This window comes from Falsiroseomonas selenitidurans (genome assembly GCF_012103215.1).
GTDB lineage: Bacteria > Pseudomonadota > Alphaproteobacteria > Acetobacterales > Acetobacteraceae > Falsiroseomonas > Falsiroseomonas selenitidurans.
In genome coordinates this window covers 56,941-81,731 of record NZ_JAAVNE010000007.1, presented here as the reverse complement: position 1 = coordinate 81,731, position 24,791 = coordinate 56,941, and the positions used below count along the sequence as shown (strand labels likewise).

The 24,791-nt window shown below is 72.1% G+C and carries 26 protein-coding genes; 17 read left to right on the top strand and 9 right to left on the bottom strand.

The features are described 5' to 3' along the window. Genes HEQ75_RS06535 through HEQ75_RS06525 form a run of 3 tightly spaced genes read right to left on the bottom strand, consistent with a single transcriptional unit; the run spans position 1 to position 2,785 of the window. On the bottom strand, positions 1-870 hold the full coding sequence (locus tag HEQ75_RS06535; protein WP_168028424.1) for a polysaccharide deacetylase family protein: 870 nt from the start codon (positions 868-870) through the stop codon (positions 1-3). Further along, positions 870-1,346, bottom strand: coding sequence for an ureidoglycolate lyase (locus HEQ75_RS06530; RefSeq protein WP_168028422.1), 477 nt, complete (start codon positions 1,344-1,346; stop codon positions 870-872). Before HEQ75_RS06530 ends, HEQ75_RS06535 begins: the two co-directional genes overlap by 1 nt. Next, positions 1,343-2,785: an FAD/NAD(P)-binding protein gene (locus tag HEQ75_RS06525; protein WP_168028420.1), complete on the bottom strand. Its 1,443-nt coding sequence runs from the start codon at positions 2,783-2,785 to the stop codon at positions 1,343-1,345. The genes HEQ75_RS06530 and HEQ75_RS06525 overlap by 4 nt, the downstream gene beginning before the upstream one ends. A 448-nt stretch (positions 2,786-3,233) precedes the next feature. On the opposite strand from HEQ75_RS06525, the gene HEQ75_RS06520 reads away from it, so the two are divergent. From HEQ75_RS06520 to HEQ75_RS06485, 8 genes are all read left to right on the top strand, one after another. Then, positions 3,234-3,773 carry a sigma-70 family RNA polymerase sigma factor gene (locus HEQ75_RS06520; protein WP_168028418.1) on the top strand — a complete coding sequence of 180 codons (540 nt, stop codon included), beginning with the start codon at positions 3,234-3,236 and terminating at the stop codon, positions 3,771-3,773. Beyond that, positions 3,770-4,471: an anti-sigma factor gene (locus HEQ75_RS06515; RefSeq protein ID WP_168028416.1), complete on the top strand. Its 702-nt coding sequence runs from the start codon at positions 3,770-3,772 to the stop codon at positions 4,469-4,471. The genes HEQ75_RS06520 and HEQ75_RS06515 overlap by 4 nt, the downstream gene beginning before the upstream one ends. A gap of 97 nt (positions 4,472-4,568) precedes the next feature. Then, entirely contained in the window at positions 4,569-5,399 is an 831-nt protein-coding gene (locus HEQ75_RS06510) for a DUF4394 domain-containing protein (RefSeq protein ID WP_168028414.1), read from the top strand. A 136-nt stretch (positions 5,400-5,535) separates the two neighbouring features. Next, complete coding sequence (locus tag HEQ75_RS06505; RefSeq protein WP_168028412.1) at positions 5,536-6,462, top strand: 2-dehydropantoate 2-reductase; 927 nt, start codon at positions 5,536-5,538, stop codon at positions 6,460-6,462. A gap of 13 nt (positions 6,463-6,475) precedes the next feature. Beyond that, entirely contained in the window at positions 6,476-7,345 is an 870-nt protein-coding gene (locus HEQ75_RS06500; RefSeq protein WP_168028410.1) for an aldose 1-epimerase family protein, read from the top strand. An 83-nt stretch (positions 7,346-7,428) separates the two neighbouring features. Beyond that, complete coding sequence (locus tag HEQ75_RS06495) at positions 7,429-8,112, top strand: fumarylacetoacetate hydrolase family protein (RefSeq protein ID WP_168028408.1); 684 nt, start codon at positions 7,429-7,431, stop codon at positions 8,110-8,112. A gap of 102 nt (positions 8,113-8,214) precedes the next feature. Next, on the top strand, positions 8,215-9,033 hold the full coding sequence (locus HEQ75_RS06490) for an exodeoxyribonuclease III (protein WP_168028406.1): 819 nt from the start codon (positions 8,215-8,217) through the stop codon (positions 9,031-9,033). Positions 9,034-9,060: 27 nt separating this feature from the next. Beyond that, the gene (locus HEQ75_RS06485) at positions 9,061-9,921 is read left to right on the top strand and encodes a sugar phosphate isomerase/epimerase family protein (protein WP_168028404.1); all 861 of its coding nucleotides are present in this window, start codon (positions 9,061-9,063) and stop codon (positions 9,919-9,921) included. Here HEQ75_RS06485 and HEQ75_RS27810 read toward each other — a convergent pair. From HEQ75_RS27810 to HEQ75_RS06465, 4 genes are read right to left on the bottom strand one after another with little or no spacing between them, the layout of a single operon-like run. Continuing rightward, complete coding sequence (locus tag HEQ75_RS27810) at positions 9,902-10,237, bottom strand: SemiSWEET transporter (RefSeq protein WP_168028577.1); 336 nt, start codon at positions 10,235-10,237, stop codon at positions 9,902-9,904. The two genes, HEQ75_RS06485 and HEQ75_RS27810, sit on opposite strands and share 20 nt — an antisense overlap. Continuing rightward, a complete protein-coding gene (locus HEQ75_RS06475) occupies positions 10,215-11,027 on the bottom strand; it encodes a sugar phosphate isomerase/epimerase family protein (protein ID WP_168028402.1) in 813 nt (270 codons plus the stop codon). Before HEQ75_RS06475 ends, HEQ75_RS27810 begins: the two co-directional genes overlap by 23 nt. Continuing rightward, positions 11,024-12,697 (bottom strand): FAD-dependent oxidoreductase, encoded by a 1,674-nt coding sequence (locus tag HEQ75_RS06470; RefSeq protein WP_168028400.1) that lies wholly within the window; start codon positions 12,695-12,697, stop codon positions 11,024-11,026. The genes HEQ75_RS06475 and HEQ75_RS06470 overlap by 4 nt, the downstream gene beginning before the upstream one ends. Then, a complete protein-coding gene (locus HEQ75_RS06465) occupies positions 12,694-13,479 on the bottom strand; it encodes an IclR family transcriptional regulator (protein WP_168028398.1) in 786 nt (261 codons plus the stop codon). Before HEQ75_RS06465 ends, HEQ75_RS06470 begins: the two co-directional genes overlap by 4 nt. A 44-nt stretch (positions 13,480-13,523) precedes the next feature. Between HEQ75_RS06465 and HEQ75_RS06460 the strand changes: the two genes are divergently transcribed. Then, complete coding sequence (locus tag HEQ75_RS06460; protein WP_168028396.1) at positions 13,524-14,318, top strand: shikimate dehydrogenase family protein; 795 nt, start codon at positions 13,524-13,526, stop codon at positions 14,316-14,318. On the opposite strand, the gene HEQ75_RS06455 is transcribed toward HEQ75_RS06460, so the two are convergent. After that, positions 14,309-16,015: an FAD-dependent oxidoreductase gene (locus HEQ75_RS06455; protein WP_168028394.1), complete on the bottom strand. Its 1,707-nt coding sequence runs from the start codon at positions 16,013-16,015 to the stop codon at positions 14,309-14,311. The genes HEQ75_RS06460 and HEQ75_RS06455 overlap by 10 nt on opposite strands. A gap of 182 nt (positions 16,016-16,197) precedes the next feature. Between HEQ75_RS06455 and HEQ75_RS06450 the strand changes: the two genes are divergently transcribed. The 6 genes from HEQ75_RS06450 (at position 16,198) to dnaA (ending at position 22,552) form a co-directional block, all read left to right on the top strand. Beyond that, positions 16,198-17,202, top strand: coding sequence for a Bug family tripartite tricarboxylate transporter substrate binding protein (locus HEQ75_RS06450; protein WP_235961342.1), 1,005 nt, complete (start codon positions 16,198-16,200; stop codon positions 17,200-17,202). A 66-nt stretch (positions 17,203-17,268) separates the two neighbouring features. Further along, positions 17,269-17,763: a tripartite tricarboxylate transporter TctB family protein gene (locus HEQ75_RS06445; RefSeq protein ID WP_168028390.1), complete on the top strand. Its 495-nt coding sequence runs from the start codon at positions 17,269-17,271 to the stop codon at positions 17,761-17,763. A gap of 145 nt (positions 17,764-17,908) precedes the next feature. Next, entirely contained in the window at positions 17,909-19,402 is a 1,494-nt protein-coding gene (locus HEQ75_RS06440) for a tripartite tricarboxylate transporter permease (protein ID WP_168028388.1), read from the top strand. A gap of 51 nt (positions 19,403-19,453) precedes the next feature. Beyond that, the gene (locus tag HEQ75_RS06435) at positions 19,454-20,230 is read left to right on the top strand and encodes an enoyl-CoA hydratase (protein ID WP_168028386.1); all 777 of its coding nucleotides are present in this window, start codon (positions 19,454-19,456) and stop codon (positions 20,228-20,230) included. Between the two features lie 127 nt (positions 20,231-20,357). After that, on the top strand, positions 20,358-20,636 hold the full coding sequence (rpsT, locus tag HEQ75_RS06430; protein WP_168028384.1) for a 30S ribosomal protein S20: 279 nt from the start codon (positions 20,358-20,360) through the stop codon (positions 20,634-20,636). A 368-nt stretch (positions 20,637-21,004) separates the two neighbouring features. Continuing rightward, positions 21,005-22,552, top strand: a complete 1,548-nt coding sequence (dnaA, locus tag HEQ75_RS06425; protein WP_168028575.1) for a chromosomal replication initiator protein DnaA — start codon at positions 21,005-21,007, stop codon at positions 22,550-22,552. Positions 22,553-22,559: 7 nt separating this feature from the next. On the opposite strand, the gene mutM is transcribed toward dnaA, so the two are convergent. After that, positions 22,560-23,477, bottom strand: coding sequence for a bifunctional DNA-formamidopyrimidine glycosylase/DNA-(apurinic or apyrimidinic site) lyase (gene mutM, locus HEQ75_RS06420; RefSeq protein WP_168028573.1), 918 nt, complete (start codon positions 23,475-23,477; stop codon positions 22,560-22,562). Between the two features lie 126 nt (positions 23,478-23,603). Between mutM and HEQ75_RS06415 the strand changes: the two genes are divergently transcribed. Continuing rightward, complete coding sequence (locus tag HEQ75_RS06415; protein WP_168028382.1) at positions 23,604-24,341, top strand: class I SAM-dependent methyltransferase; 738 nt, start codon at positions 23,604-23,606, stop codon at positions 24,339-24,341. Next, complete coding sequence (locus HEQ75_RS06410; RefSeq protein WP_168028380.1) at positions 24,329-24,787, top strand: PaaI family thioesterase; 459 nt, start codon at positions 24,329-24,331, stop codon at positions 24,785-24,787. The genes HEQ75_RS06415 and HEQ75_RS06410 overlap by 13 nt, the downstream gene beginning before the upstream one ends. Positions 24,788-24,791 lie beyond the last annotated feature (4 nt).

The following is a 24,791-nucleotide window of genomic DNA, read 5'->3' as shown; positions in this document are numbered from 1 at the left end:
CTACAGCACGTGCCTGGCATGCCGGGCGATCTCGCCCGGGCGGCACAGCCAGACGGCATCGCGCGAAGCCGCCAGATGCGCCAGCACGCGGCGCAGATGCCGCAGGCGGAAGGGATGGCCCACCAGGAAGGGGTGCAGGGAAAGGTTGAACACCAGCGGCCAGCGCGCCGACAGGCGAAGCTGCTCCTCGAACTGGTCGATCAGCATCTCCGCCCAGTCGGCGGGCGTGAATTTCGCCGCGTGCAGCGCGGGAATGTCGTTGGTCGGGCGCGAATAGGGCACGCTGACCAGCGTGCCGCCGCCGCGTGTCGCCAGCAGCGTCGGCTGGTCGTCATGCGTCCAGTCCAGTGTGTAGTCGAAGCCTGCCTCCGCCAGCAGGTCGGGCGTGGCATGCGTCTCCGACACCCAGGGCCCCATCCAGCCGCGCGGCGGCGCACCCTCCTCCTGCGCGATGCGGTCGCGGCAGGCCAGGATCATGGCGCGCTCCGTCGCTTCGTCCATGTCGGACTGGCGCTCGGCATTGGTGCGGCCATGACCGACGCATTCGTCGCCGCGGGCGCGGAAAGCCTGCGCCACCGCCGGGCACTGGTCGTAGATGGCGGTGTTCAGCAGCGCCGCGGCGGGGATGGCGTGTTCGTCCAGCGCCTCCAGCAGGTTCCAGACGCCGACGCGGTTGCCCCAGTCGCGGAAGCCGAAATTCTGCACGTCGGGCTCGGGCAGCGGGTTGACCAGCGGAATGCCCAGCCCCTCCGCGAAGGGGAAGGCCTCCAGGTTCACGCAGACATGCACGGCCAGGCGCGTGCCGTTCGGCCAGTCCCAGGCCGGGCGGTGGGCGATGGCGGAAAAGCCGTAGCGGCCATGGCTGCGCATCAGGCGGCGATGGCCAGCACGGCGCCGAAGGCGGTGTCCAGCCGCACCGTGTCGTGGTCCGTCTCGTTGGTGTCGGACAGCTCCAGGTTGAAGAAATCCTGCACCGGCGCGGCGAAGAAGGGGCCGGCGTGCCAGGTGCCGGCATGCAGCGCCAGCGCCATGCCGCCGGGGATGCGGAAGCAGGTGATGCCTTCCGCCGTCAGCGGCGCATCGGCCGGCGCCAGGCCGATGAACCAGTCCGCGCCATCGGCCGAGGCCAGGCATTGCGTCACGCGGCGGTGCCGGGTGATGCCGCGGATCAGCAGCGGCCGGTGCGGCAGGCGCATGATGTAGAAGCGCGGCGTGCCCTGCGTCAGGTCCAGCACCGCGTCCTGCGGGCCGAAGGGCGTGCCGTCCTCGCCCGGCTGCACCAGCGTGCCGTAGGGGGCGATGCTCTCCGGCGTCGCGGCCAAGGGTGTCACGGGGATGGTGTTCATGCGGCGACGCTCTCCGGCAGGTCGAAGGGGGCCAGCTCGGCGTGCTCGCCGGCGACGAAATGCGCCCAGTCCGCCTCCTGCTGGTCCAGGAACAGGCGGCGCTTCACCCCCTCCACCAGCCGCGGCAGGGCGTATTTCATGCCGCTGACGGAGGCCGCGACGGGGCCGAGGCTGAGCGAGGCGGCACCGGTGATGCTGAAGACGCGGCCGACCCAGGGCGCGGTGCCGGGCTGGCTTTCCTGGAAGCCGCCGAAGCGGTCGAGATAGGGCTGCCGGCCGAGCCGGGCATCGGCGGCTTCCGCCGGCGGCACGTAACGGTCCCGCCACAGCGCCACGCGCGGCGCCAGCGCGGCGTATTCCGGGCAGAGCGCGAGATCGGACAGGAAGCCGGTGGCGATCACCAGCCGGTCGAAGACCTGGCGGCGGCCCTGGCCCTCCACCAGGATCTCCTGCCCCGTCCAGCGCACGGTCTCGGCGGGCATGCCGGTGGCCAGGCGGAAGCCGGGCAGGGCCAGGGCGGCATCGAAGGTGGGCTGCGGCGGTGGCTGGCCGATGCGGCGCAGGCGCATGGCATAGGCCCATTTTAGCCCATCCGGCAGGTCCACGTAATGCGCCAGGAAGCCGGCATTCTCCATCCAGCGGCGCGGGTTGTCGCGTGGCAGTGTCGGCCGGCGGACGCAGACGGTGGCGGTGGCGGCGCCCGCCTGCAGCGCGGCGATGGCGACATCGAAGGCGGTGGCGCCGGCGCCCAGCACGCCGATGCGCTGGCCGCGCAGGCCGGCGAGGTCGATCGCATCATTCGCGTGCAGCACGCGGCCTTCGGGCAGCGCCGCCGCGATCTCCGGCGGGATGGCATGGCCGCCGCTGCCGCCGGATCCGGTGGCCATCACCACGCTGCGGGCGTGGCGCAGCACCGGACCCTCCGGTGTCGCGAATTCCAGTTGCAGCAGCGTGCCGTCCGCCACCGGCTGCATCGCCACCAGCCGCCAGCCATTCTGCACCGGCAGGTCCAGCACCCGGCGCAGCCAGTTCAGATACGCCATCCAGGCGGTGCGCGGCACGCGGTACAGCGCGTCCCAGGCGGCGGGGCCGTGGGTTGCCTCCCACCACGCGCGGAAGCTGGCGGCGGGCAGGCCGCCATCCGGGCCGGTCAGGTCCTTCGGCGTGCGCAGCATGGCCATGCGCGCGAAGGTCACCCAGGGGCCTTCGCGGCCGGCCGGCGCTGCATCGAAGATGGTGGTGTGGCGCACCTGTTCGCGTCGCAGCGCGGCGGCAACCGCCAGGCCGTACATGCCGCCGCCGATGATGGCGCAATCCAGCGCCGGCGCGCCATCCGGTGCCGGCAGCGGTGCCACCCAGGGGGCGGCGGGGTAGGCCAGCAGGTCGATCTGGCGCGCCAGATCGCTCTCCAGTGCGGCCAGGGGGTCGGGTTCGCTCAATTCAGGCTCCACCGATGCGGCGGGTAAGGCAGGGGTGCGGATGCGCGGAAGGCGCCGCGCGTCCCCGGTCGGGACGCGACGGCCTCGGGTCAGCCCGCTGGTCGCCACCGGCCACGGGCGCGGGCCAGGCCGTGCGCGCGCGGCGGCCGCCCGGGGCGCCTGGGGCGTCCGGCGGAGGCATCGCGGCAGGGGGGCCAGCGGGTCATGGTGCCGCCGCCATGCAGGTGCCGTGCCACCGCGGCGGGCCCGCGCCCGGGGCCGTGGGCGGCGCGGCCGAAGCGGCGCCGTGGCGCCCCCTGTGGCAGTCCCGGCCGGAACTGCCCGCCGCATGGGCAGGCCGGCGCCCGGCACCGGCCGTCCCGGCTAACGGGCCCGTGATCAACGCGCTGGCGCCGGCTTCCCGCGGTGGGTTGCCCAGGGCCGCGCGGCATGGTCATTCTGCCGACCGATGGACGCCGAGACCGACCTCACCGCCCTGCTGTCCGCCGTCGCGCAGGGCGACCGGGTGGCGCTGCGCGCGGTGTATGAGCGCCAGTCCGTCCGCCTGTTCGGCGTCGCCAACGCCATCCTGCGCGACCGCGACGCGGCGGCGGATGCGCTGCAGGACGCCTTCCTGCGCATCGCCCGGCGGGCGCAGCAATTCGACCCTGCCCGCGGCACGCCGGAAGCCTGGCTCGGCGCCATCGTCCGCTATGCCGCGCTCGACATGGCCCGCGCCCGGGGGCGGGAGATCCCGAGCGACGACCCCAGCCTGGGCGACCAGCCGGTGGAGGCGGAGGCGCTGGAGCGTGTCGCCGCCGAGGCGGAGGGGCGCCGCCTCCGGCAATGCCTGGCGACGCTGGAGGAGCGCAACCGGCGCGGCATCGTGCTGGCCTTCGTGCACGGGCTGAGCCATGCGCAGATCGCCGCCCGGCTGGAACTGCCGCTGGGCACCGTGAAGGCCTGGATCCGCCGCGGCCTGCTGCGCCTGCGGGAATGCCTGGCATGAGCGGCCTTCCCCTGACCCCGGACGAGCGGGACGCGCTGGCCGCCGAATACGTGCTCGGCACGCTCGAAGCGCGGGAGGCCGCGGCGGTCGCCGCCGCCCTGCCGAACGACCCGGCGCTGGCCGAGGCCGTCGCGGCGTGGGAGGCGCGGCTGGCGCCGCTCGCCGCCCTGGCGCCCCCGGAAGCCCCGCCGCCCGGCCTGTGGCAGCGCATCGAGGCGGCGCTGGACCCCGCGCCGCCGCCGGCGCCCACGCGAAAATCCTGGCTGGCCACGCTGTTCGACCCGTGGCGGGCCGGGGCGCTCGGCGCCACGGCACTCGCCGCCGGCCTTGCCGCCTTCATCCTGCTGCGGCCGGAGCCCGAGCCGCGGCTGATGACCGTGCTGCTGACCGAACGCGACCAGCCGGCCTGGCTGGTGGAGGCCGATGGCGGCGGCATCCGCCTCGCCTCGCTGAACCCGCGCCCGGCGCCGGAAGGCCGCGTGCTGGAATTGTGGGCGCTGCCGCAGGGCGCGACGGCGCCGACCTCGCTCGGCCTGATCCCGGCGGAAGGCCGCATCGCCGTCTCCCCCAGCACCATCCGTCCCAGCCCGGGGATGCTGATCGAGATCACGCTGGAGCCGCCGGGCGGGTCGCCGATCGGCCGGCCGACCGGGCCGATCCTGTTCATCGGCCGCCTGGCGCCGGCGGTCGGCAGCTGAAATTAATCCGGCCGCCGCTGCATCCGGCCGCCATCGCGCTCCGTAACGCCAGCAGGAAGGCCGATGAGGCCTGCCACGGCAAACGGAGAGACGAACCATGTCCCGAACCCTTCGCACCGCGACCCTCGCCGCCACGGCGCTGCTGGCCGGCGCCGCCGGCGCCGCCGGCGCACAGGCGGCCAGCCTGGTCGGCCTGACCGCCGACAACAGGCTGGTGCGCATCGACAGCGAAACCCGCCGCGCCAGCCCGGCCGTGCGCGTCACCGGCGCCGATGGGCGCCTGCTGGGCATCGACCAGCGGCCGCAGAACGGCCTGCTCTACGGTGTGACGGAGCGCGGGCAGATCGTGACGGTGGACCCGATGACCGGCCGCGCCACGCAGGTCTCGCGCCTCGACAAGCCGTTCGAGAGCGGCGGCCGCGCCATCGTGGACTTCAACCCGGTGGCCAACCGCCTGCGCCTGATGGGCATGAGCGGCGTGAACTTCCGGGTGAACGTGGAAACCGGCCAGGTCGTGCAGGACGGCCAGCAGAAGTACATGGCGGGCTCGCCGCAGGCCGGCACCACGCCGCGCATCACCGCCGCGGCCTACACCAACAGCGTGGCGCCCCCCGCCAACGCCCCGGCCGCCGGCCAGCCGGGCGCGCCCAGCACGGCGCTCTACACCATCGACACGCTGCTCGGCGCCTACAACCTGCAGGCGCCGCCGAATGATGGCGTTCAGCAGGTGAAGGGCATGTTCGGCATGGGCCTGCCGGTCCAGGTGGGCTTCGACATCCTGGCGGACGGCCAGGGCGGCAACAGCGGCTTCGTGCTGGCCGGCAACACGCTGCACGGCATCAACCTGGCCGATGGCAAGCTGACCGCGCTCGGCACCGTCGCCGGCCTGCCGCAGGGCGAGATGATCGACATCGCCGCGATGCGCTGATCCCCCCCCTGCTCCATCGCGCGCACCGCCGCCGCCCTGCTTCCCCGCAGGGCGGCGGCACCTATTCCGGCGAATGCAGGCTGGACAGCGCGCGGGCTTGCGGGGATTGCTGGCGCCCGACGCGGGGAGGCGGGCGATGCGGATGCTGGTGCTGGGGGCGGGGGCGCTCGGCGGCTATTTCGGCGGGCGCGCCCTGGAACGCGGGCTCGACGTCACCTTCCTGGTGCGGCCCGGGCGGGCGGCGGCGCTGGCGCGGGACGGGCTCCGGGTGCGCAGCACCTTCGGCGACATCGACCGCCCGGTGGCCACCACCGGCCGGGCCGGGCCGGGCTTCGATGTCGTGCTGCTGTCCTGCAAGGCCTATGATTTGGACAGCGCCATCGAGGCGATCCGTCCGGCGGTGGAAGCCGGCGCCTGCGTGCTGCCCATCCTGAACGGCATGGCGCACATCGCCACGCTGAACGCCGCCTTCGGGCCGCAGCGCGTCTGGGGTGGGCTGGCGAAATGCGCCGCGACGCTGACGCCGGACGGCGTGGTGCAGCATCTGGGCGACTGGCACTGGCTGACCTTCGGCGACCAGGATGGCCGGCTGGACGGCCGCGCCGGCGCCCTGGCGGCCGCGCTCGGCCAGGCGCCCGGCCTGGTGGCGGAAGCCGTGCCGGATATCGAGCGGCGGATGTGGGAGAAGCTGGTGCATCTCGGCACCGTCGCCGCCGGCACCGTGCTGATGCGCGCCAGCGTCGGCGAGATCGTCCGCGCCGGCGGCGGCGCCTTCCTGCTGACCCTGCTGGAGCGCAACGCCGCCATCGCCGCCGCCCGGGGCCATGCGATGACGGATGCTTTCCTGTCCGGCTACCGCACGCTGTTCACCGATCCGGCCAGCCCCTACACCGCCTCGATGCTGCGGGACCTGGAGGCCGGCGGGCGGACCGAGGCCGACCACATCCTGGGCTTCCTGGCGGATGCCGCGCGCCGGGCGGGGGTGGATCCCGGGCTGCATGACCTGGCGCATCTGCACGCCCGCGCCTTCGACCAGCGGCGTGACGCCGGCCGGCTGCCATGAAAGGATTCCCGGCATGACCGGCCGCCTGCGCCTGGCTGCGGAGCAGATCAGCGTCGAGGTGAAGCCCGACGGTGCGGAACTCACCAGCCTGAAGGATGCCGCGGGGCGCGAATACCTCTGGCAGGCCGGGCCGGAATGGCCGCGCCACGCCCCGGTGCTGTTCCCCATCGTCGGGCGGCTGCGCGACGACACGCTGCGCGTGGGGCACGAGGTCTTCGCCCTGGGCCAGCATGGCTTCGCCCGCGACAGCCGGTTCGAGCTGGTGGAGCAGGGAGCGGAGCATTGCCGCTTCCTGCTGGCCGACAGTCCCGCCACCCGCGCCGCCTACCCCTTCGCCTTCCGGCTCGAGGTCGCCTATGCGCTGCATGGCACGTCCCTGACCTGCACCACGACGGTGCAGAACCCGGGCGAGGGCACCCTGCCCTTCTCGGTTGGCGCGCACCCGGCCTTCCGCTGGCCGCTGCCCGGGGCCGGCAGCAAGCCGGCGCACCGCCTCGAATTCGAGCAGACGGAATCCGGCCCGGTCTGGCGGCTGGACGCCAACGGGCTGATCGACGCCACGCCGCAGCCCATGCCGAATCACGGCCGCAATGTCGGGCTGCGGGAGGATCTGTTCCGCCCCTCCGCCCTGATCCTGCCGAACCCGGCCAGCCGCCGGCTGCGCTACAGCGCCCCCGGCGCGCCGGGGCTGGAGCTGGCCTGGCAGGGATTCTCCGAACTCGGCCTCTGGATGAAGCCGGGGGCGGATTTCCTCTGCATCGAGCCCTGGGCCGGCCATGCCGACCCGGCCTGGTTCTGGGGCGATATCTGGGCCAAGCCGGGCATGCAGATGCTGGGGGCCGGGGACCGCCGCAGCTTCATGTGGCGGGTGACGCTGGGCTGAACGGGCTGGGGGCCGCCCGCCCCTTGCGTGCCGGCGGCGCGGGGCTATGGTCCCGGCGCATCGCGCGATCGCAAGGACCCTCCATGGCCGATTTCGTCATCCCCCCGCCTGCCCAGGCCTTCATCCCCGTGCAGGGCGGCGGGTCCTTCCCGGTCCGCCGGATCTTCTGCGTCGGCCGCAACTACGCCGAGCACGCCATCGAGATGGGCAGCGACCCGACGCGCGAGCCGCCCTTCTACTTCACCAAGCCGGCGGATGCCGTCGTCATCAACGACGCGGACATGCCCTACCCGCCCGCCAGCAAGTCGCTGCACCATGAGATGGAGCTGGTGGTCGCCATCGGCACCGGCGGCGTGGACATCAGCCAGGCGGATGCGCTGAAGCATGTCTGGGGCTATTGCTGCGGCCTGGATATGACGCGCCGCGACCTGCAGAACGAGGCGAAGAAGACCGGCCGCCCCTGGGACATGGGCAAGGGTTTCGACCATTCCGCGCCGATGGGCCTGCTGGTGCCGGCCGGCGACTTCGACCCGTCCAAGGGCAAGATCGAGCTGAAGGTGAACGGCAAGGTCACGCAGACCTCCGACCTTTCCAAGCTGATCTGGTCCGTGCCGGAGGTCATTTCCAACCTCTCCGGCCTGGTGCGGCTGGAACCCGGCGACCTGATCATGACCGGGACGCCGGAAGGCGTCGCCGCCGTGGTCAAGGGCGACCTGCTGGAAGGCATGGTTGAGGGCGTCGGCACGGTCACCGTCAAGATCGTTTAGCCTCTACTTCTCCCTCCCCCGCGTTTGCGGGGGAGGGTCGGAGTGGGGGTCGCACCACCAGGTGGGGGTCGCACCACCATCCACCGCCATTCCGCAGGCCGCATGACCCTCCGCATCGCCACCTGGAACATCAACTCCGTCCGGCTTCGGCTGCCGCTGCTGGCCGATCTCGTCGCCGCGCTGGCACCCGACGTGATCTGCCTGCAGGAGACGAAATGCCCGGACGCGCTGTTCCCGCATGAGGGCGTGGCCGCGCTGGGCTTCGAGCATCGCGCGGTGCGCGGGATGAAGGGCTACAACGGCGTCGCCATCCTCTCCCGCATCCCCTTCACGCAGCGGGACGGCGTGGACCCGGACTGGTGCGCCAAGGGCGACTGCCGGCACATCGCGGTGGAGCTGGACGCGCCCGGCGGGCCGGTGGAGCTGCATGATTTCTACATCCCCGCGGGTGGCGACATCCCAGACCGCGTGAAGAACGAGAAATTCGCCCACAAGCTCGATTTCGTCGCGGAAGCCACCGCCTGGTCCGCCGCGCGCCACGCCGCCGGCGGCTTCCGTCGTGCGGTGCTGGTGGGCGATCTGAACATCGCACCGCTGGAACATGATGTCTGGTCGCACAAGCAGTTGCTCGACGTGGTGTCCCACACGCCGGTCGAGACGCAGGCGCTGACCGCGATGATGCAGGCCGGCGCCTGGCACGATGCGCTGCGCCACTTCGTGCCGGCGGACCAGAAGCTGTACACGTGGTGGTCCTATCGCGCCGCGGATTGGCGCGCCTCCGACCGCGGGCGGCGGCTGGACCATGTCTGGGTCTCGCCGGACCTGGCCGGCGGGCTGGTCAGCCACACCGTGCTGAAGGATGCGCGCGGCTGGGCCAAGGCGTCGGATCATGTGCCGGTGCTGGTGGAGATCGCCGGCTGAAGGGCCCGCGGGAGAGGAGGCCGCGCCATGCGCATCGGCATCGACAGCTACTGCTACCACCGCTTTTTCGGCGATTGGTATGAAGGGCTGCAGCGCGACCCCGGCCGCCGCATCGATGTCTTCGGCTTCCTCGACATCGCCCATGGCCATGGCGTGGCCGGCGTCTCGCTGGAAGCCTGCTACATCCCGGACGACGACAGGACGCTGGACCGGCTGGCGGACCGGGTGGCGGCGCTCGGCCTGGAGCCGGTCTGGGCCTGGGGCCATCCAGATGGGCTGCGCTCCGGCACCGATGACGCCGCCGCGGAAGACCTGTTGCGCCATATCGGCATCGCCCGGCGCGTCGGCGCCACGGTGATGCGCATCTGCGCCGGAAGCCGCCGCACCCGCCCGGCGGCATGGGTGGAGCACAAGGCGCGGCTGGTGCCCATGCTGCGCCCCTTGGCGGAGGCCGCTGCGCGGCAGGGCGTGGTGCTGGCGGTGGAGAACCACATCGACCTCCTGGCGGATGAGATGGTGGAGATCATGCAGGCGGTGGACAGCCCGGGCCTCGGCGTCTGCCTCGACACCGCGAACAACCTGCGGATGTTCGAGGAGCCGGTGGCCGTTGCCGCCAAGCTCGCCCCCTTCACCCGCGCCACGCATGTGAAGAACGTCACCACGCGCCGCGGCGACCCGAAGACCTTCGCCTTCTGGCCCAGCGTGCCGCTGGATGCGGGGCTGGTGGATATCGAGGCCGTGCTCGGCCAGCTGCGCGACGTGGGCTACACGGGCCTGCTGGCGCTGGAGATCGACTACCTCGACCCCGCCCATGGGGAGGAGGAGGAACCGCAGATCGCGCGCAGCCTGGCCTGGCTGCGTGAGACGCTCAGCCGTGGCGGAGCTTGAAGCAGAGAATGCTGCTGGCCAGCATCAGCGTGGCGCCGTTGCCGGCGATGAGCGGAACCTCCCCGCGCCAGATCCCGTAGACGAGCCGCAGGCTCAGCCCCGTGACCAGCACGGCGAGCGTCCGGAGGGCGATGTCCCTGGTGGAGCGTGTCCGCCAGACGCGGATCACCTGCGGCACATGGGCGCCCGTGGTGCAGAGCGCGGCGAGGTAGCCGGTGTCGTCGAGAAGCGCCGTCGAGCCTGCCTCCGGGACGCCGCCAACGCCCGGCCGCCCGGCGTGCTTCCGCCCAGGGTCAGCCCTGGCGTGCCAGGAAATCCCGCGCTTCCCGCACCATCGAAACGCCCCGCTCCCGCGCCGCCACGCGCCGCGCCAGCGCCACCTCCGGCACTTCCAGGCTCACCGGCAGATGCGCCGGCATGGCGCTGACCAGGGCGCCGAGGTCGATGCCGCCCTGCCCCGGCCGCAGCCGTTCCGCCCGCGCCTGGTGCAGCATCGCCTCAAGGTCGGCCGGCTGCGCGGCGGGCGCGTCGCAGAGTTGCCAGTAATGCAGCCACTCCGGCCGAATCGTGGCGAGGTCCGCCAGCGTGCTGAAGCTGCGGTCGACATGGATCGGGTCCACCAGGATGCCGGCATTCGGGCGCTCCACCTGCGCCAGCAGCGCCACCGCCGCGCGCACATCCGGCACCGCGGTCCAGGGCATGAATTCCAGGTCGGCGGTCAGGCCATAGGGCGCGGCGGCGTCGCAGAAGCGGGCATAGGTCTCGGCCAGCCGCGCCGGCTCCCGGTCATAGGCCGCCACCAGGATCGCCTTGGCGCCCAGCCGCGCGCCGGCTTCGAAGAAGGGCGTGAAACGGGCCACATCGGTCTCCGCCTCCAGCCGCACGATCTCGATGTCGAAGACGCGCACGCCGGTGTCGTCCATCCGCCGCAGCGTCTCCCGCATCAGCGCCGCGTCGGTCATCAGCGGATAGAAGGGCGTGTCCGGCAGCACCGGGATCAGCCGGACGCCGACGCAATCCGCCCCGGCCGCCGCGGCGATTTCGATCATCTCCGGCGGCGGCGTCTCCAGCAAGGTGAGCTGGGCGATCCCGAGCGGGCGCTTCATGGTTCGACTCCGGCAAGGGTGCGGCCGGCGATCCAGCCGAAGGTCATGGCGGGGCCGAGGGTGATGCCGCCGGAGGGATAATGCCCGCCCATCATGCTCGCCATGTCGTTGCCGGCCGCGAACAGGCCGGGGATGGGCGCCCCGGCGGCGTCCAGCACCCGCGCCGCCGCATCGGTGCGCAGCCCGGCGAAGGTGCCCAGGCTGCCGGGCACGATCTTCACGGCGTGGAAGGGCGCATGCTCGATCGGCGCGTTGCAGCGCCCGCCATCGCCCTGCATCCGCTCATAGGGCGTGGCGCCACGGCCGAATGCCGGGTCCTGCCCCTGCCGCGCCGGGCCGTTGTAGCGCGCGACGGTGGCTTCCAGCGCCGCGGCCTCGATGCCGCAATCGGCCGCCAGCGCCGCCAGGGTCGCGCCGCTCCGCAGATAGCCGCTGCGCCGATGCGCGCCGTAGGGCAGCGGCGCCGGGCGCACGGCACCCAGCCCGTAGCGGCGCAGGAAGCGGTGGTCGCAGATCAGCCAGCAGCAGACCGCCGCCGGCGGCCGCACCGCGGCGAACAGGCCGCGCATCACGTCGTGATAGGCCCGCGCCTCGTTGGTGAAGCGCTGTCCCGCCGCGGTCACCGCGATGACGCCGGGCTTGCCGCGTTCGACCAGGTGCGGAAAGTGCGCGACCGTTCCATCCGCCCGCGGCACCAGCGAGACCGGCGCCCAGGCACCCGGATCGGCGAGATCCTGCGCCACGGCGCCGCCCGCTGCCTCCCCCAGGCGCAGCCCGTCGCCGCGATTGCCGGGCGGGGCGGCGGAAAAATGCGCGCCATCCGGCGCATGGGTGAACATTCCCGCGATGCGCGCCGCGTCATGCGGAAAGCCGCCGCAGGCCAGCACCACGCCGCGCCGCGCCGTGACCTGCACGTCCTGCCCCGCTCGCCGCAGCACGGCGCCGCGCACCGTCCCGCCTTCCACCACCAGGCGCAGCGCCGGGCTCGACTCCCACAGCGTCACGCCGAGGTCGTCGGCGGATTTCAGCAGCCGGGCGGCCAGCGCATTGCCGTTCACCAGGTGCAGCCCGCGCCCATGCCGCCACCGCTCCCACCCGTGCCGTGCCAGCCGCCGCGCCGCATGCAGCGCCGAGCGGGCGGAGCGCGTGACGCTCATGAAGCGCGCGAGATCGGTGCCGGAGGCGATGCCCATGCCGAAGGGGCTGAGCTCCGCCAGCGGCGGCCGCAGCCGGTGCACCAGCGCCCCCAGCGCGCGGCCGTCGAAGGGCGCGGCGCAGACGGAGCGCCCGCCCAGCGCCGCCCCCGGGCTGTCGCCATGGAAATCCGGGATGGCGTTGCCGGCGATGAACCGCACCGCCGTCTCCGCCCGGAAGAAATCCACCATGCGCGGCGCCGCGTCCAGGAAGGCGTCCACCTTCGCCGCGTCGAACTGGTTGCCCAGCTCATGCCGCAGGTAGCGGCGTGGCTCTACCACATCCTCGACGATGCCGGCCTCGACGGCCAGCGGGTTGCGCGGCACCCACATCCAGCCGCCGGACCAGGCGGTGGTGCCACCGAACACCGGCGCCTTTTCCGCCACCACCACGCGCAGCCCGTGGAAGGCGGCCGTCACCGCGGTGGCCAGGCCCCCGGCGCCGGAGCCGATCACCAGCACGTCGCAATCCGTCATGGCACGCCCCGCAGCAGCGGCGAGGCCTGCCCCGCCTGGCCGAGTTCCGCCGCCGCCACCAGCAGCGCCGGCGCCAGCGCCTGCAGCCGTGCCGCATCGAGGCGCGAGGACGGCCCGGCGATGCTCAGCACGCCGATGGCCGTGGCCGCCGGCGCCGCGCGGATCACCGCCGCGACCGCGGCCGTGCCCGGCGCGCTGCTTTCGCTGACGGTGGCAAAGCCCTGCGCCCGCGCCACCGCCAGCCGCGCCAGCAGGGCCTGGACGCTGCGCGGCGCCTGCGGGCCGAGCCGTGCGGCCTCCCCGAATCCCTGCGCCGCCACCAGCGCCAGCGCCGCCTCCTCCGGCAGGGTGGCCAGCCAGGCCTGGCCATTGGCGGTGGAGGCCAGGTGCGCCTCCGCCCCATTGTCCGGGTCGTAGCGCAGCCCGGCCCGCGCGCCCTGCGCCTTGGCCACCCAGACCAGCCGCCCGTCGCGGATGACGCCGAGCCGCACCAGCTCCCCGCTCGCCGCCGCCAGCCGGTCCAGCACCGGCTGGGCGATGTCCGGGATGCCGGATTCCGCCAGGAAGGTCAGGCCGAGGCCGACCAGCTTCAGCGTCAGCGCATAGGGCCCGCCATCGCGGCCCTGGCGGACATAGCCCTGGCGGACCAGCTCCCCCAGCAACCGGTGCGCGGCGCTGCGCGGCATCTCCAGCCGGTCCGCCAGCGCGGCCAGCGGCAACCCTTCCGGCGCCCGGGCCAGCATCTCCAGCAGGCGCAGGGACCGGTCCAGCACGGTGGTCATGCGGCGCCGGCCGTGGCTAGCTGCCGGGACAGGAGGACCCAAGGATGCTCGAAGCCCTCAGCGGCGCCACGCGGCTGTTCGTGATCATCGGCGACCCGATCGCCCAGGTGCAGTCGCCCGGCGGCATTTCGCGGGAATTTGCGGCGCGCGGGCGCAATGCGGTGCTGGTGCCGGCGCAGGTTTCCGTGGCGGCCGTAGGCGACTTCATCCGCGGCGTGTCGCTGGCCGGCAACCTCGACGGCATCGTGGTGACGGTGCCGCACAAGTTCAGCGCCTTCACCCATTGCGCCAGCACCACGGACCGTGCCGGCTTCCTGCAATCGGTGAACATCATGCGCCGCAACGCCGATGGAACCTGGCATGGCGACATGACCGATGGGGTGGCCTTCGTCGCCGGCATCCGCCAGGCCGGCTGCGTCACGGAAGGCCGGCGCGCGCTGCTGGTCGGCGCCGGCGGCGCCGGCACCGCCATCGCCCTGGCGCTGCTGGAAGCCGGGGTTTCCGACCTCGCGATCCATGATGCCGACACGGCGCGCCGCGACCGGCTGCTGGCGCGCCTCGCCGGGCGCGGCGCGGCCAGGCTGTCCGCCGGCACCGACGACCCCACCGGCCATGACATCATCGCCAACGCCACCCCCGCCGGCATGAAGCCCGGGGATTCGCTGCCGGTGCAGGCCGAGAGGCTGACCTCGGCGATGTTCGTGGGCGAGGTCATCACCAGCCCGGAGGTGACACCCCTGCTGGAGGCTGCCCGCGCCCGGGGCTGCGGCACGCAGACCGGCATCGGCATGTTCGTGGCCGGCCGCGCGATGATGGTGGATTTCCTGCTTCACGCCTGAGCCACCTGCGCCGCATGGCGCGCGGCCAGGTAGCCGAAGGTGATCCCGGGGCCGATGGTGATGCCCGGCCCGGGATAGGTGCCGCCCATGATCGAGTGCATGTCGTTGCCCACGGCATAGAGCCCGCCGATCGGCCGGTTCGCCTCGTCCAGCACCTGGGCCTGCGCATCCGTCACCAGCCCGGTCGCCGCGCCGATGTCGCCCGGCAGCAGCCGCACGGCGAAGAAGGGCGCCGTTGCGATCGGGCCGAGATTGGGGTTGGGCGCCTGCGCCGGGTCGCCATTGGCGCGGTGGTAGGCGGTGCTGCCGCGGCCGAATTCCGGATCCTCGCCGCTGGCCGCGTAGCGGTTCATCGCCGCCACCGTTTCCGCCAGCCCCGCCGCCGCCACGCCGAGCCTGCCGGCGAGTTCCGCCAGCGTCGCGCCCTGCACCAGGTAGCCATCGGCCAGGAAGGGCGCCAGGCCACGGCCGCCGGGGCGCACCATGCCCAGCCCGTATCGGCGCAACGCCACCGCATCGGCGATCAGGAAGCAGGGGATGGTCGGCACCGTCTCGTGGCTGGCGAACATGGCGCGGGCGAACAGGTGGTAGCTGGTCGCCTCGTTGACGAAGCGCCGGCCGGCGGCATTCACCGCCACGGTGCCGGGCTTGCCGCGGTCCAGCACGAAATGCGGGAAGACGGCGGTGCTGCCATCGGCGCGGCGGCGGACCGAGACCGGCGCCCAGAAGGCATTGTCCAGCCCGCCCTGCCCGTAGCGGGCGCCGATGGCCAGCGCCAGATCGTGCATCTCCCCGGTATGGCCGGGGGCGGCGGGGCTGTACTCGGGCGTCGGGGCGTGCAGCATGGCGGCGCGCCGCGCCGGGTGCCGGCCGAAGCCGCCCGTGGCCAGCACCACGCCGCGCCGCGCCGCCACCTGCCGCCGCAGCGCGCCCTGGGCGATCACCAGCCCGCTGACGCGCCCCGCCGTGCGCAGGATTTCCTCGGTCTTCGCCTCGGTCAGGATGTCCACGCCGCGCTGCGCCAGCGAGGCCAGCAGCCGCCCGACCAGCGCGTTGCCCATCACCAGCCGCGTGCCGCGCGGATGCCGCAGCCGGTCCGCGGCGTGGCGCGCCAGCAGCCCCAGCGCATGGCGGGCGGAACGCCAGGACCGGCGCAGGCCGAGCAGGTGCCCGATATCGTCGCGGTCCACCATCATCCCGCCGAGGATGGTGAATTCCGGGATCGGTGGGCGCAGCAGCGGAAACAGCGCGCCCAGGCGCCGGCCATCGAAGGGCAGCGGTTCCAGCGCGCGGCCGCGCAGCACAGCCCCCTCCGCCTCCTGCAGGTAGTCCGGGTGCAGGGGGCGGGCGCGGAAATGCACCTCGGTCTCCGCCTCCAGCCGCGCGATCGCCTGCGGCCCGGCCTCGAGGAAAGCGCGGCGCAGCGCGGCGGGGGCGTGGTTGCCCACGGTGGCGTCCAGGAAGCGGGCCGCCTGCGCCGGGCTGTCGCCTTCCCCGGCATGCTGCGTGTTGGGGATCCAGGTGGTGGCGGCGGAGAAGGCGGTGGTGCCGCCGAGGAATTCGGTGCGCTCCACCAGCAGCACGCGAAGCCCGTCCAGCGCCGCGAACAGCGCCGCCGCCATGCCCGCGCCGCCGGCGCCCAGCACGACGAGGTCATAGGCCGCGCCCGGCTCCAGGCTGGCGAGGTTGCGGTGCATGGCGTGTCCATCCCTAACGGGGCGGATGGTAAAGGGGTTCCATTCCGGAATGCAATTCCACTACCGTGTCACGCCGCCGTGGCCTGACCGTCTGGAAACCATCCCCCAGCCGTGCCAGCCTGCATGCCCGGGAAGCAAGAAACCGCGTCCAAGAAATCGACCAAGGGGAGACACCAAGGATGATGCATCGCCGCACTCTGCTGGGCGGCCTGGCAGCCGCGCCGCTGCTGGGCGCCACCGCCGCCCAGGCCCAGGCCTTTCCGTCACGCGACCTGCTGGGCGTGATCCAATGGGGCGCCGGCGGCGCCACGGATGTCACCGGCCGCGCCGTGACCCCGCATGTCGAAGCTGCGCTGGGCCAGAAGATCGTGCTGCAGAACCGCACCGGCGGCACCGGGGCGATCGGCCTGACCTACGTGCATGGCCAGCCCTCGGATGGCTACACGCTGCTGTACGGCGCGGAGAATCCGCTGCTGTACAAGGTGCTGAACATCTCCCGCCTCGACTACACCGATTTCACGCCGATCTGCCTGCTGGCGCGCAGCGTGCCGGTGATCGTCGCCAACAAGGACAAGCCCTGGAACACGCTGAAGGAGCTGGTGGAGGATGTGCGCCGCAACCCGGGGCGCATCCGCATGGCCAGCACCGGTCCGGGCGGCCAGGCGCATGTCGTCTCGACCATGATCGGCTCCATGGGCCCGTTCCGCCACATCTCCGTCCCCTTCGACGGCGAGGGCCCGGGGCTGACGGCGATCCAGGGCGGCCATGCGGATTGGATGACGGTGGGCTCCGGCGCCGTGGCGGAGCATGTGCGCGCCGGCCGGGTGAAGGCGCTGGCCGTGTTCAATGAGGCGCCGCTGCCGAGCCTGCCCAACGTGCCGCCCGCGACGGCGGACTACCCCGAACTGGCGCGCCTGATGCCATGGGGCTCCTTCTATGGCGTCTGGGCCAAGAAGGACATTCCGGACGCGGCGCGGGAGAAGCTGGTGGCGGCCTTCCGCACCGGTGCCGCCAACCCGCAATTCACCCAGCTGATGACCGGCAACGGCAATGTGGTGATGAACACCTCGGGCGCGGAGGCGGAGCGCTTCCTGGCGCGCTGGCAGTCCGTCACCGCCTGGATCCTGCAGGAGGCCGGCGCCGCCCGGACCGATCCGGCGACGCTGAACATCCCCCGCCCGTCCTGAAGCCCTCCTCTTGACATGACGGCGCGGCCCCGCCCGGGCCGCGCCCCCTTCCCCCGGAACCACGCCATGCATGAGATCCGCCGGCAGCGGGAGCCGGGCGAGACGCCGTTCGGCTTCGTGCTGCTGCTGCTCAGCCTGGGGGTGATGGCCGAGGGCCACCGCCTGCAGGGCTTCGAGGCGCTGAGCGCCCCGGGCGTGGTGCCGGTGGCGGCCGGCGCCGTCATGGCGCTGTCCGCCCTGGTCATCATTCTGGGCACGCGCCGCCTAGCGCCGGCGCCGGGCGGCTTCGCCAGGCGCATCGCGCCGCGCGACGTGGCGCTGTCCGTGCTGATGATCGCCGCCTACATGGCGGCGCTGGAGCCGGTGGGCTTCCACCTGGCCACGCTGGTCTTCCTGGCCGGCATCATCCTGTATCTGCGCCGGGGCGGGCTGGGCTTCGCGCTGGCGGTTTCGCTCGCCTCCGTCATCGCCGTGCATGTGGTGTTCCGCATGGTCTTCACCGTGGTGCTGCCGCAGGGCTGGCTGCTGCGCGGCATCCTGCCGCCGGGGCTGCTGCAGTGAGACCCGACGCACGAATTTCCGACCTGCGGCCCGAAGGGCCGAGCGGCCGCATGGCCGCCGCGGCAGGTGCGGCGAAGCCAAGCCGCGCGGATGCGCGGCGCCCGGCGCCTGAGGGGCACGAAGGTGAAACCTTCGTGCGGCTGACATGACCGAGCAGCTCGGCTATTTCCTGCTCTCCTGGCTCGATCCCTCGCTGCTGCTGCTGACGGCGGCCGGCACGCTGGCGGGCATCTACATCGGTGCCATCCCGGGCCTGTCCGTCACCATGGCGGCCTCCATCCTGATCTCCTTCACCTTCGCCTGGGAGGTGAACGACGCCCTGGCGCTGATCGCGGGCGTCTTCACCGGTGGCGTCTATGGCGGCTCGCGCTCCGCCATCCTGCTGAACATCCCGGGCGCCCCGGCGGCGATCGCCACCGCGCTGGATGGCTATCCGCTGGCCAGGCGGGGGGAGGCCGGGGTGGCCATCGGCCTGTCGACCGTGATGTCGGTGATCGGCGGCTTCGTCGGCATCCTGGCGCTGGCCGTGGCGGCGCCCGTCATCTCCGACTTCGCGCTGCTGTTCGCGCCGCGGGACTATCTGCTGCTGGCGGTGATGGGGCTGCTGCTGGTGGGCACCATGTCCGGCGAATCCCTCGCCAAGGGGCTGTTCGCCGGTGCGCTGGGCGTGGCACTCGGCATGGTCGGGCTGGACCCGATGACGGCCGAGAACCGCTTCACCTTCGGCACCGTGCAGCTGATGGCCGGCATCCCCTACATCGCCGCCATGATCGGCTTCTTCGGCGTGTCGGAAGCCCTGGTGCAGCTGCACCGGCTGGGGGTGAAGCCGGTGAAGCAGGATGTCTCCCGCATCATCCCGCCCTGGCACCTGGTGCGAAAATACCTGCCGCTGTCGCTGCGCAGCTCCCTCATCGGCGTGGTGATCGGCGCGCTGCCGGGCACCGGCGGGGACATCGCCGCGCTGATGGCCTACGACCAGGCCAAGCGCACGGTGAAGAACCCCTCCCGCCCCTTCGGGGAGGGCGCCTATGAGGGGCTGATCGCGCCGGAATCAGCCAACAACGCCGCCGTCGGCGGCGCCTATGTGCCGATGCTGACGCTGGGCATCCCGGGCGATGCGGTGACCGCCGTCATCATCGGCGCGCTGTTCATCCACGGGCTGAAGCCCGGCCCGATGCTGATGATCGAGACGCCGCACCTGTTCTGGTTCACCGTCGGCAACCTGACGCTCGCCAACATCTTCCTGCTGGTCTTCGGGCTGACCGGCATCCGCGCCTTCGCGAAGCTGGTGGAATGCCCGCCCGCGGTGCTGATCCCGCTGATCCTGGTGCTGTCCGTGGTCGGCACCTATTCCATCCAGAACAGCGTGGTGGACGTGTATTTCATGCTGGGCTTCGGCATCTTCGGCTACCTGCTGAAGATGTACGGCTTCCAGGTGGGGCCGGTGATCCTGGGCATGATCCTCGGGCCACTCATGGATGTCTCCTGGCGCCGGGCCATCATCTCGGTGGGCGACGACCTGGGATTCTTCCTGGAGGAGGCGCTGTCCAGCCCGCTGACCCTGGTGCTGCTGGCCTTCATGGCCTTCCTGCTGCTGAGCCAGGTGCCCCGCCCCGACTGGCTGCGCCGCCGCCGTTGAGCGTCCGCCCCGCTTGCGCTACCGCTTGCACCGGCAAGGGGGAGACGGCGCATGGCCTATGAGATGATCCTGGTCGAGATTCAGGGCCGGGTCGGCGTCATCACGCTCAACCGGCCGAAGGCGCTGAACGCGCTGTGCGACCAGCTGATGGGCGAACTGGGCGAGGCGCTGCGCGGCTTCGATGCCGACCCGGCGATCGGCGCCATCGTCGTGACCGGCTCGGAGAAGGCCTTCGCCGCCGGCGCCGACATCAAGGAGATGAAGGACCGCACCTACCCGGCGGTGTATTTCGACGACTTCATCGGCAAGCGGTGGGAGGATGTGCTGCGCATCCAGAAGCCGGTGATCGCGGCGGTGGCCGGCTTTGCGCTGGGCGGCGGCTGCGAACTGGCGATGATGTGCGACATGATCCTGGCGGCCGACAACGCGAAATTCGGCCAGCCGGAGATCAACCTGGGCATCATCCCCGGCGCCGGCGGCAGCCAGCGCCTGACGCGCGCCATCGGCAAGTCCAAGGCCATGGAGATGATCCTGACGGCGCGCATGATGGATGCGACGGAGGCGGAGCGCGCCAACCTGGTGGCGCGCGTGGTGCCGCTGGCGGACCTGCTGCCGGAGGCGCTGAAGATCGGCGAGAAGATCGCCAGCCTGTCCGGCCCCTCCGTCGCCATGGCGAAGGAGGCGGTGAACGCGGCCTTCGAGACGACGCTGCACGAAGGTGTGCGGCTGGAACGCCGGCTGTTCCATTCCCTGTTCGCCACCGCGGACCAGAAGGAAGGCATGGCGGCCTTTGCCGAGAAGCGGAAGCCCGATTTCCGCCATGGCTGAGGCAGGCAGGCCCTGCCCCCACCGCGTCATTGACTCGGCGGAGGTCGCAGGGGTAGTAACCGCGCCTTCGCCGGTCGCCCTCGGGTGTCGGCTCCCGTAACTTTTGACTGGTCAGATACAGAACGCCATGGCGAACACGGCTTCCGCGCGCAAGCGCATCCGCCAGACCGAAAAGCGTACCGAGCGCAATCGCGCCCGCCGCTCGCGAGTCCGGAGCTTCCTGCGCAAGGTCGAGCTGGCGATTGCCGGCGGCGACAAGACCGTGGCGCAAGAAGCGCTGCGCGCCGCGCAGCCGGAAATGCAGCGCGCCGCCGACAAGGGCGTGTTCCACGACAACACCGTGGCGCGGAAGCTCTCCCGGCTCTCCGCCCGCATCAAGGCGCTCGGCGCGACCGCCCAGGCCTGAGGCGCTGCCCCCCTGCCACGCCGCGGCGCGGCAGGCACATCGGGGAAAGTGGCTTCGAGGCCTGGACCGACAGCTTCCACCGTTTCGACACAAATCCTTCGCAACCTGCTGAACAGGCAGGTCGCGGGTTTTGTTGTGTCCGCGAAATGTAGCGCGGCTGGTCTGGTCTCTACTTCCGCATCTGGGGCGGCAATTCCAGAATCCGCCAGTAATCATTTGCGCCGCTCCAGCGGGGCGCGGTAACTTCGTCAGCGATGCATTCCTGTCCCCCGGAAATGCACCGTTTTCCTTTGCGGCCGGGTCCTCCGCAGCCGATCAGTCACATGCACATCGCCCGCAAGGGCCCACGAGGTTGGCAGGTGCAGCATATGGAGAATGCGGTCGGCCCGTCGTCTCCGTCCTCCGCCCCTCAGCTGGCGGAGGTCTGGGCACGCATCCGCGGCCGACTCAAGGAGGAGGTGGGCGAGGTCGAGTACCGGACCTGGCTGCGGCAGATGACGCTCGCCTCCGTGCAGGGGGAGGAAGCGACCATCCTGCTGCCCACGCGCTTCCTGCGCGACTGGGTGCGGGGCCATTACGGCGACCGGCTGCGCGCCCTGTGGCAGGCCGAGCTGCCCACCCTCCGGCGCCTGGATTTCCGCGTGAAGCCGGAAGCCCGCAACGAGGATGCACGGGACGAAGCCGGCGTCGAGCCGAGCGGCGAGGCGCGCCAGGCACGCCTGACCGCCCGTGGACTGGCGGCGGAGCCTCAGGATGGGCTGGCGGGCAGCCTCGCCCGCCCGGTGGAGCCGCGGCCGGCCGACCGCGGCATGGAGCGGTACCCGGACAGGGCCGCCGAGCGGTCGCCGGAGAAGGCGGCCGAAAAGCCGAATGACTGGTCCGCGCCGCTCGACCCGCGCTTCACCTTCGACAGCTTCGTGGTGGGCAAGCCCAACGAATTCGCCCATGCCTGCGCGCGCCGCGTGGCGGAACGCCCGGCCAGCCCGGGCTTCAACCCGCTTTTCCTCTATGGTGGGGTCGGGCTGGGCAAGACGCATCTGATGCATGCCTGCGCCTGGGCGATCCGCGAGCTGGGGGTCGCCGCCGGCCGCCCACCGATGACCGTCGCCTACATGTCGGCCGAGAAGTTCATGTACCGCTTCATCGCCGCATTGCGCAGCCAGAGCACGATGGAGTTCAAGGAATCGCTGCGCAGCGTCGATGTGCTGCTGATCGACGACCTGCAATTCCTGATCGGCAAGGACAACACGCAGGAAGAATTCTTCCACACCTTCAATGCGCTGGTGGATGCCGGCAAGCAGATCATCGTCTCCGCCGACAAATCGCCTTCGGATCTTTCCGGCATCGAAGACCGCCTGCGCACCCGTCTGGGCTGCGGCATGGTGGCCGACCTGCACGCCACCACCTATGAGCTGCGCATCTCCATCCTGCAGGCCAAGGCGCAGACCCAGGGCGTGCCGGTGCCGGTGAAGGTGATGGAGTTCCTCGCCCACAAGATCACTTCCAATGTGCGGGAGCTGGAGGGCGCGCTGAACCGGCTGATCGCCCATGCCAACCTGTTCGGCCGCCCCATCACCATGGATGGGGCGCAGGAAGTGCTGCACGACATCCTGCGCGCGCATGACCGCCGGGTGACGATCGAGGAAATCCAGAAGCGCGTGGCGGAACACTACAACATCCGCCTCACGGACATGTCCTCCCCCCGCCGGGCGCGGGCGGTGGCACGGCCGCGGCAGGTGGCGATGTACCTGGCCAAGCAGCTCACCAGCCGGTCGCTGCCCGAAATCGGCCGCCGCTTCGGCGGGCGCGACCACACCACTGTCATGCACGCCGTCAGCCGCGTGGCGGAGCTGATGCAGTCCGACAGCGCCTTTGCCGAGGATGTCGAACTGCTGCGCCGGATGCTGGAGACCTGAGGGTCCCTCAGCGCTGCGTCCGCGCGCAGTAGAAGGTACTCCGGCCGGACTGCACGATGCGCGCCACACCGGTGCAGCCGCTGCCCGGGCCAGGGCCAGGGCCAGGGCCAGGGCAGAGCGGGCAGGGCTGGCCCTCCCGGTCATAGACCGAAAACCGGTCCTGGAACCGCCCCAGCTCGCCATCCGCCCGCACATAGTCGCGCAGGCTGGACCCGCCGGCGCCGATCGCCTCCGCCAGCACCGCCTTCACCGCCGGCACCAGCCGCCCGGCCCGTGCGCCGGGGATGGTCTGCGCCAGGCGGCGCGGCGAGATGCGGGCGCGGAACAGCGCCTCCGCCACATAGATGTTGCCCAGCCCCGCCACCACGCGCTGGTCCAGCAGCGCCGCCTTGATCGGGGTGCGCTTGCCGGCCAGGGCGGTGGACAGGCTGGTGGGGCTGAAATCCACCTCCAGCGGTTCCGGTCCCATCCCGGCGAGCAGCTTGTGCGCGTCCTCCGCCGCCGTCGGCACCAGGTCCACGCTGCCGAAGCGGCGCGGATCGACGAAGCCGATGCGCGTGCCGTCCGCCGTCTCCATCACCAGATGCTCATGCGCCTCCGGCGGCTGGTTGTGGCCGCGCGCATCCGAGAACACGCCCTGCGGCCCCAGGAAAGGCACCACCGGTCCGGCCATCGGCCGCGCCACCATCCGGCCCGACATGCCCAGATGGATCAGCAGGCTCTCGCCCGTGTCCAGCCGGGCCAGCATGTACTTGCCCCGCCGCCGGAAGCCGGTGACCACAGCCCCCGTCAGCCGCCCCGCCAACCCCTCCGGAAACGGCCAGCGCAGCCCCTCCCGCATCGTCTCCGCCCGCACGATCCGCCGGCCTTCGAGCACCGCCCGAAGCCCTCGCATCACCGTCTCCACCTCCGGCAATTCCGGCATTGTTTCCTCGGGCTGCCGCGTCTGGTGGCGCAGCGGGGCGCTGGCCTGGGCAGGGGGCGGCACCATCTGTTGTCGTGCGGGCCCCGGCTACTGGCAAGGCACCCGCCGAACGGGCAGGATGGGGCGATGAGCGACACGACCGATTTCGGCTTCCGCGAGGTGCCGCGCAACCAGAAGGCCTCCCTGGTGCGGGAGGTGTTCGAGAGCGTCGCCCCCCGCTACGACCTGATGAACGACCTGATGTCGCTGGGCATCCACCGCATCTGGAAGCGCATCTTCGTCAACGCGATCGCCGCCTCGCCGCGGGAGACGCTGCTGGACCTGGCCGGCGGCACCGGGGACATCGCCTTCGGCGCACTCGCCCGCGGCGCCAAGCGCGTGATCCTCACCGACGTGAACCCCGCCATGCTGGAGGTCGCCCAGAAGCGCGCGCTGGACCGCGGCATCACCAGCGGCATCGACTTCGCCGTGGTGGATGCCGAGCACATCCCGCTGCCCGACCGCTCGGTGGAGAAGATCTCCATCGCCTTCGGCCTGCGCAACTGCACCGACAAGGACGCCGTGCTGCGGGAGGCGCGGCGCGTGCTGCGGCCGGGCGGCCGCTTCCACTGCCTGGAATTCTCCAAGGTGGCGGTGGAGCCGCTCGCCAAGGTCTATGACATCTGGTCCTTCAAGGTGCTGCCGGAGATCGGCGCCCGCGTGGCGCAGGACCGCGACAGCTACGAATACCTGGCCGAATCCATCCGCCGCTTCCCGGACCAGGAGACGCTGGAGGACATGATGCGCAACGCCGGGCTGGAACGCGTGGCGCATCGCAACCTCTCGGGCGGCATCGTCGCCATCCACAGCGGATGGCGGCTGTAGCCCCTTCGCAGCCGGCGGACCCGGGTTTCGCGGCCCGCACCGCCGCCGCCTTCCATGCCCAGGGGCTGATGGCGACGATCGGCGGCCGCCTGGTGGCCATCGAGCCCGGCCGCTGCGTCATCGAGGCCGATTTCCACCCGGGACTGACCCAGCATCACGGCCTGTTCCACGCCGGCGTGCTGACCACGCTGGCCGACAATGCCTGCGGCTTCGCAGCGATGAGCCTGCTGCCCAAGGGCGGGGAAGTGCTGAGCGTGGAATTCAAGGTCAGCTTCCTCCGCCCCGCCGCCGGCCTGGTGGCGGTGGCGCGCGGCGAGGTGGTGAAGCCCGGCCGCACCCTGAGCTTCTGCCGCGCCGATGTCGTCGTCCGCGACGCGGCGGGGGCGGAGACGCTGGTCGCGGCGATGACCGCGACCATGATGGCGGCGGCGCCGGAGAAGCGCTGAAACC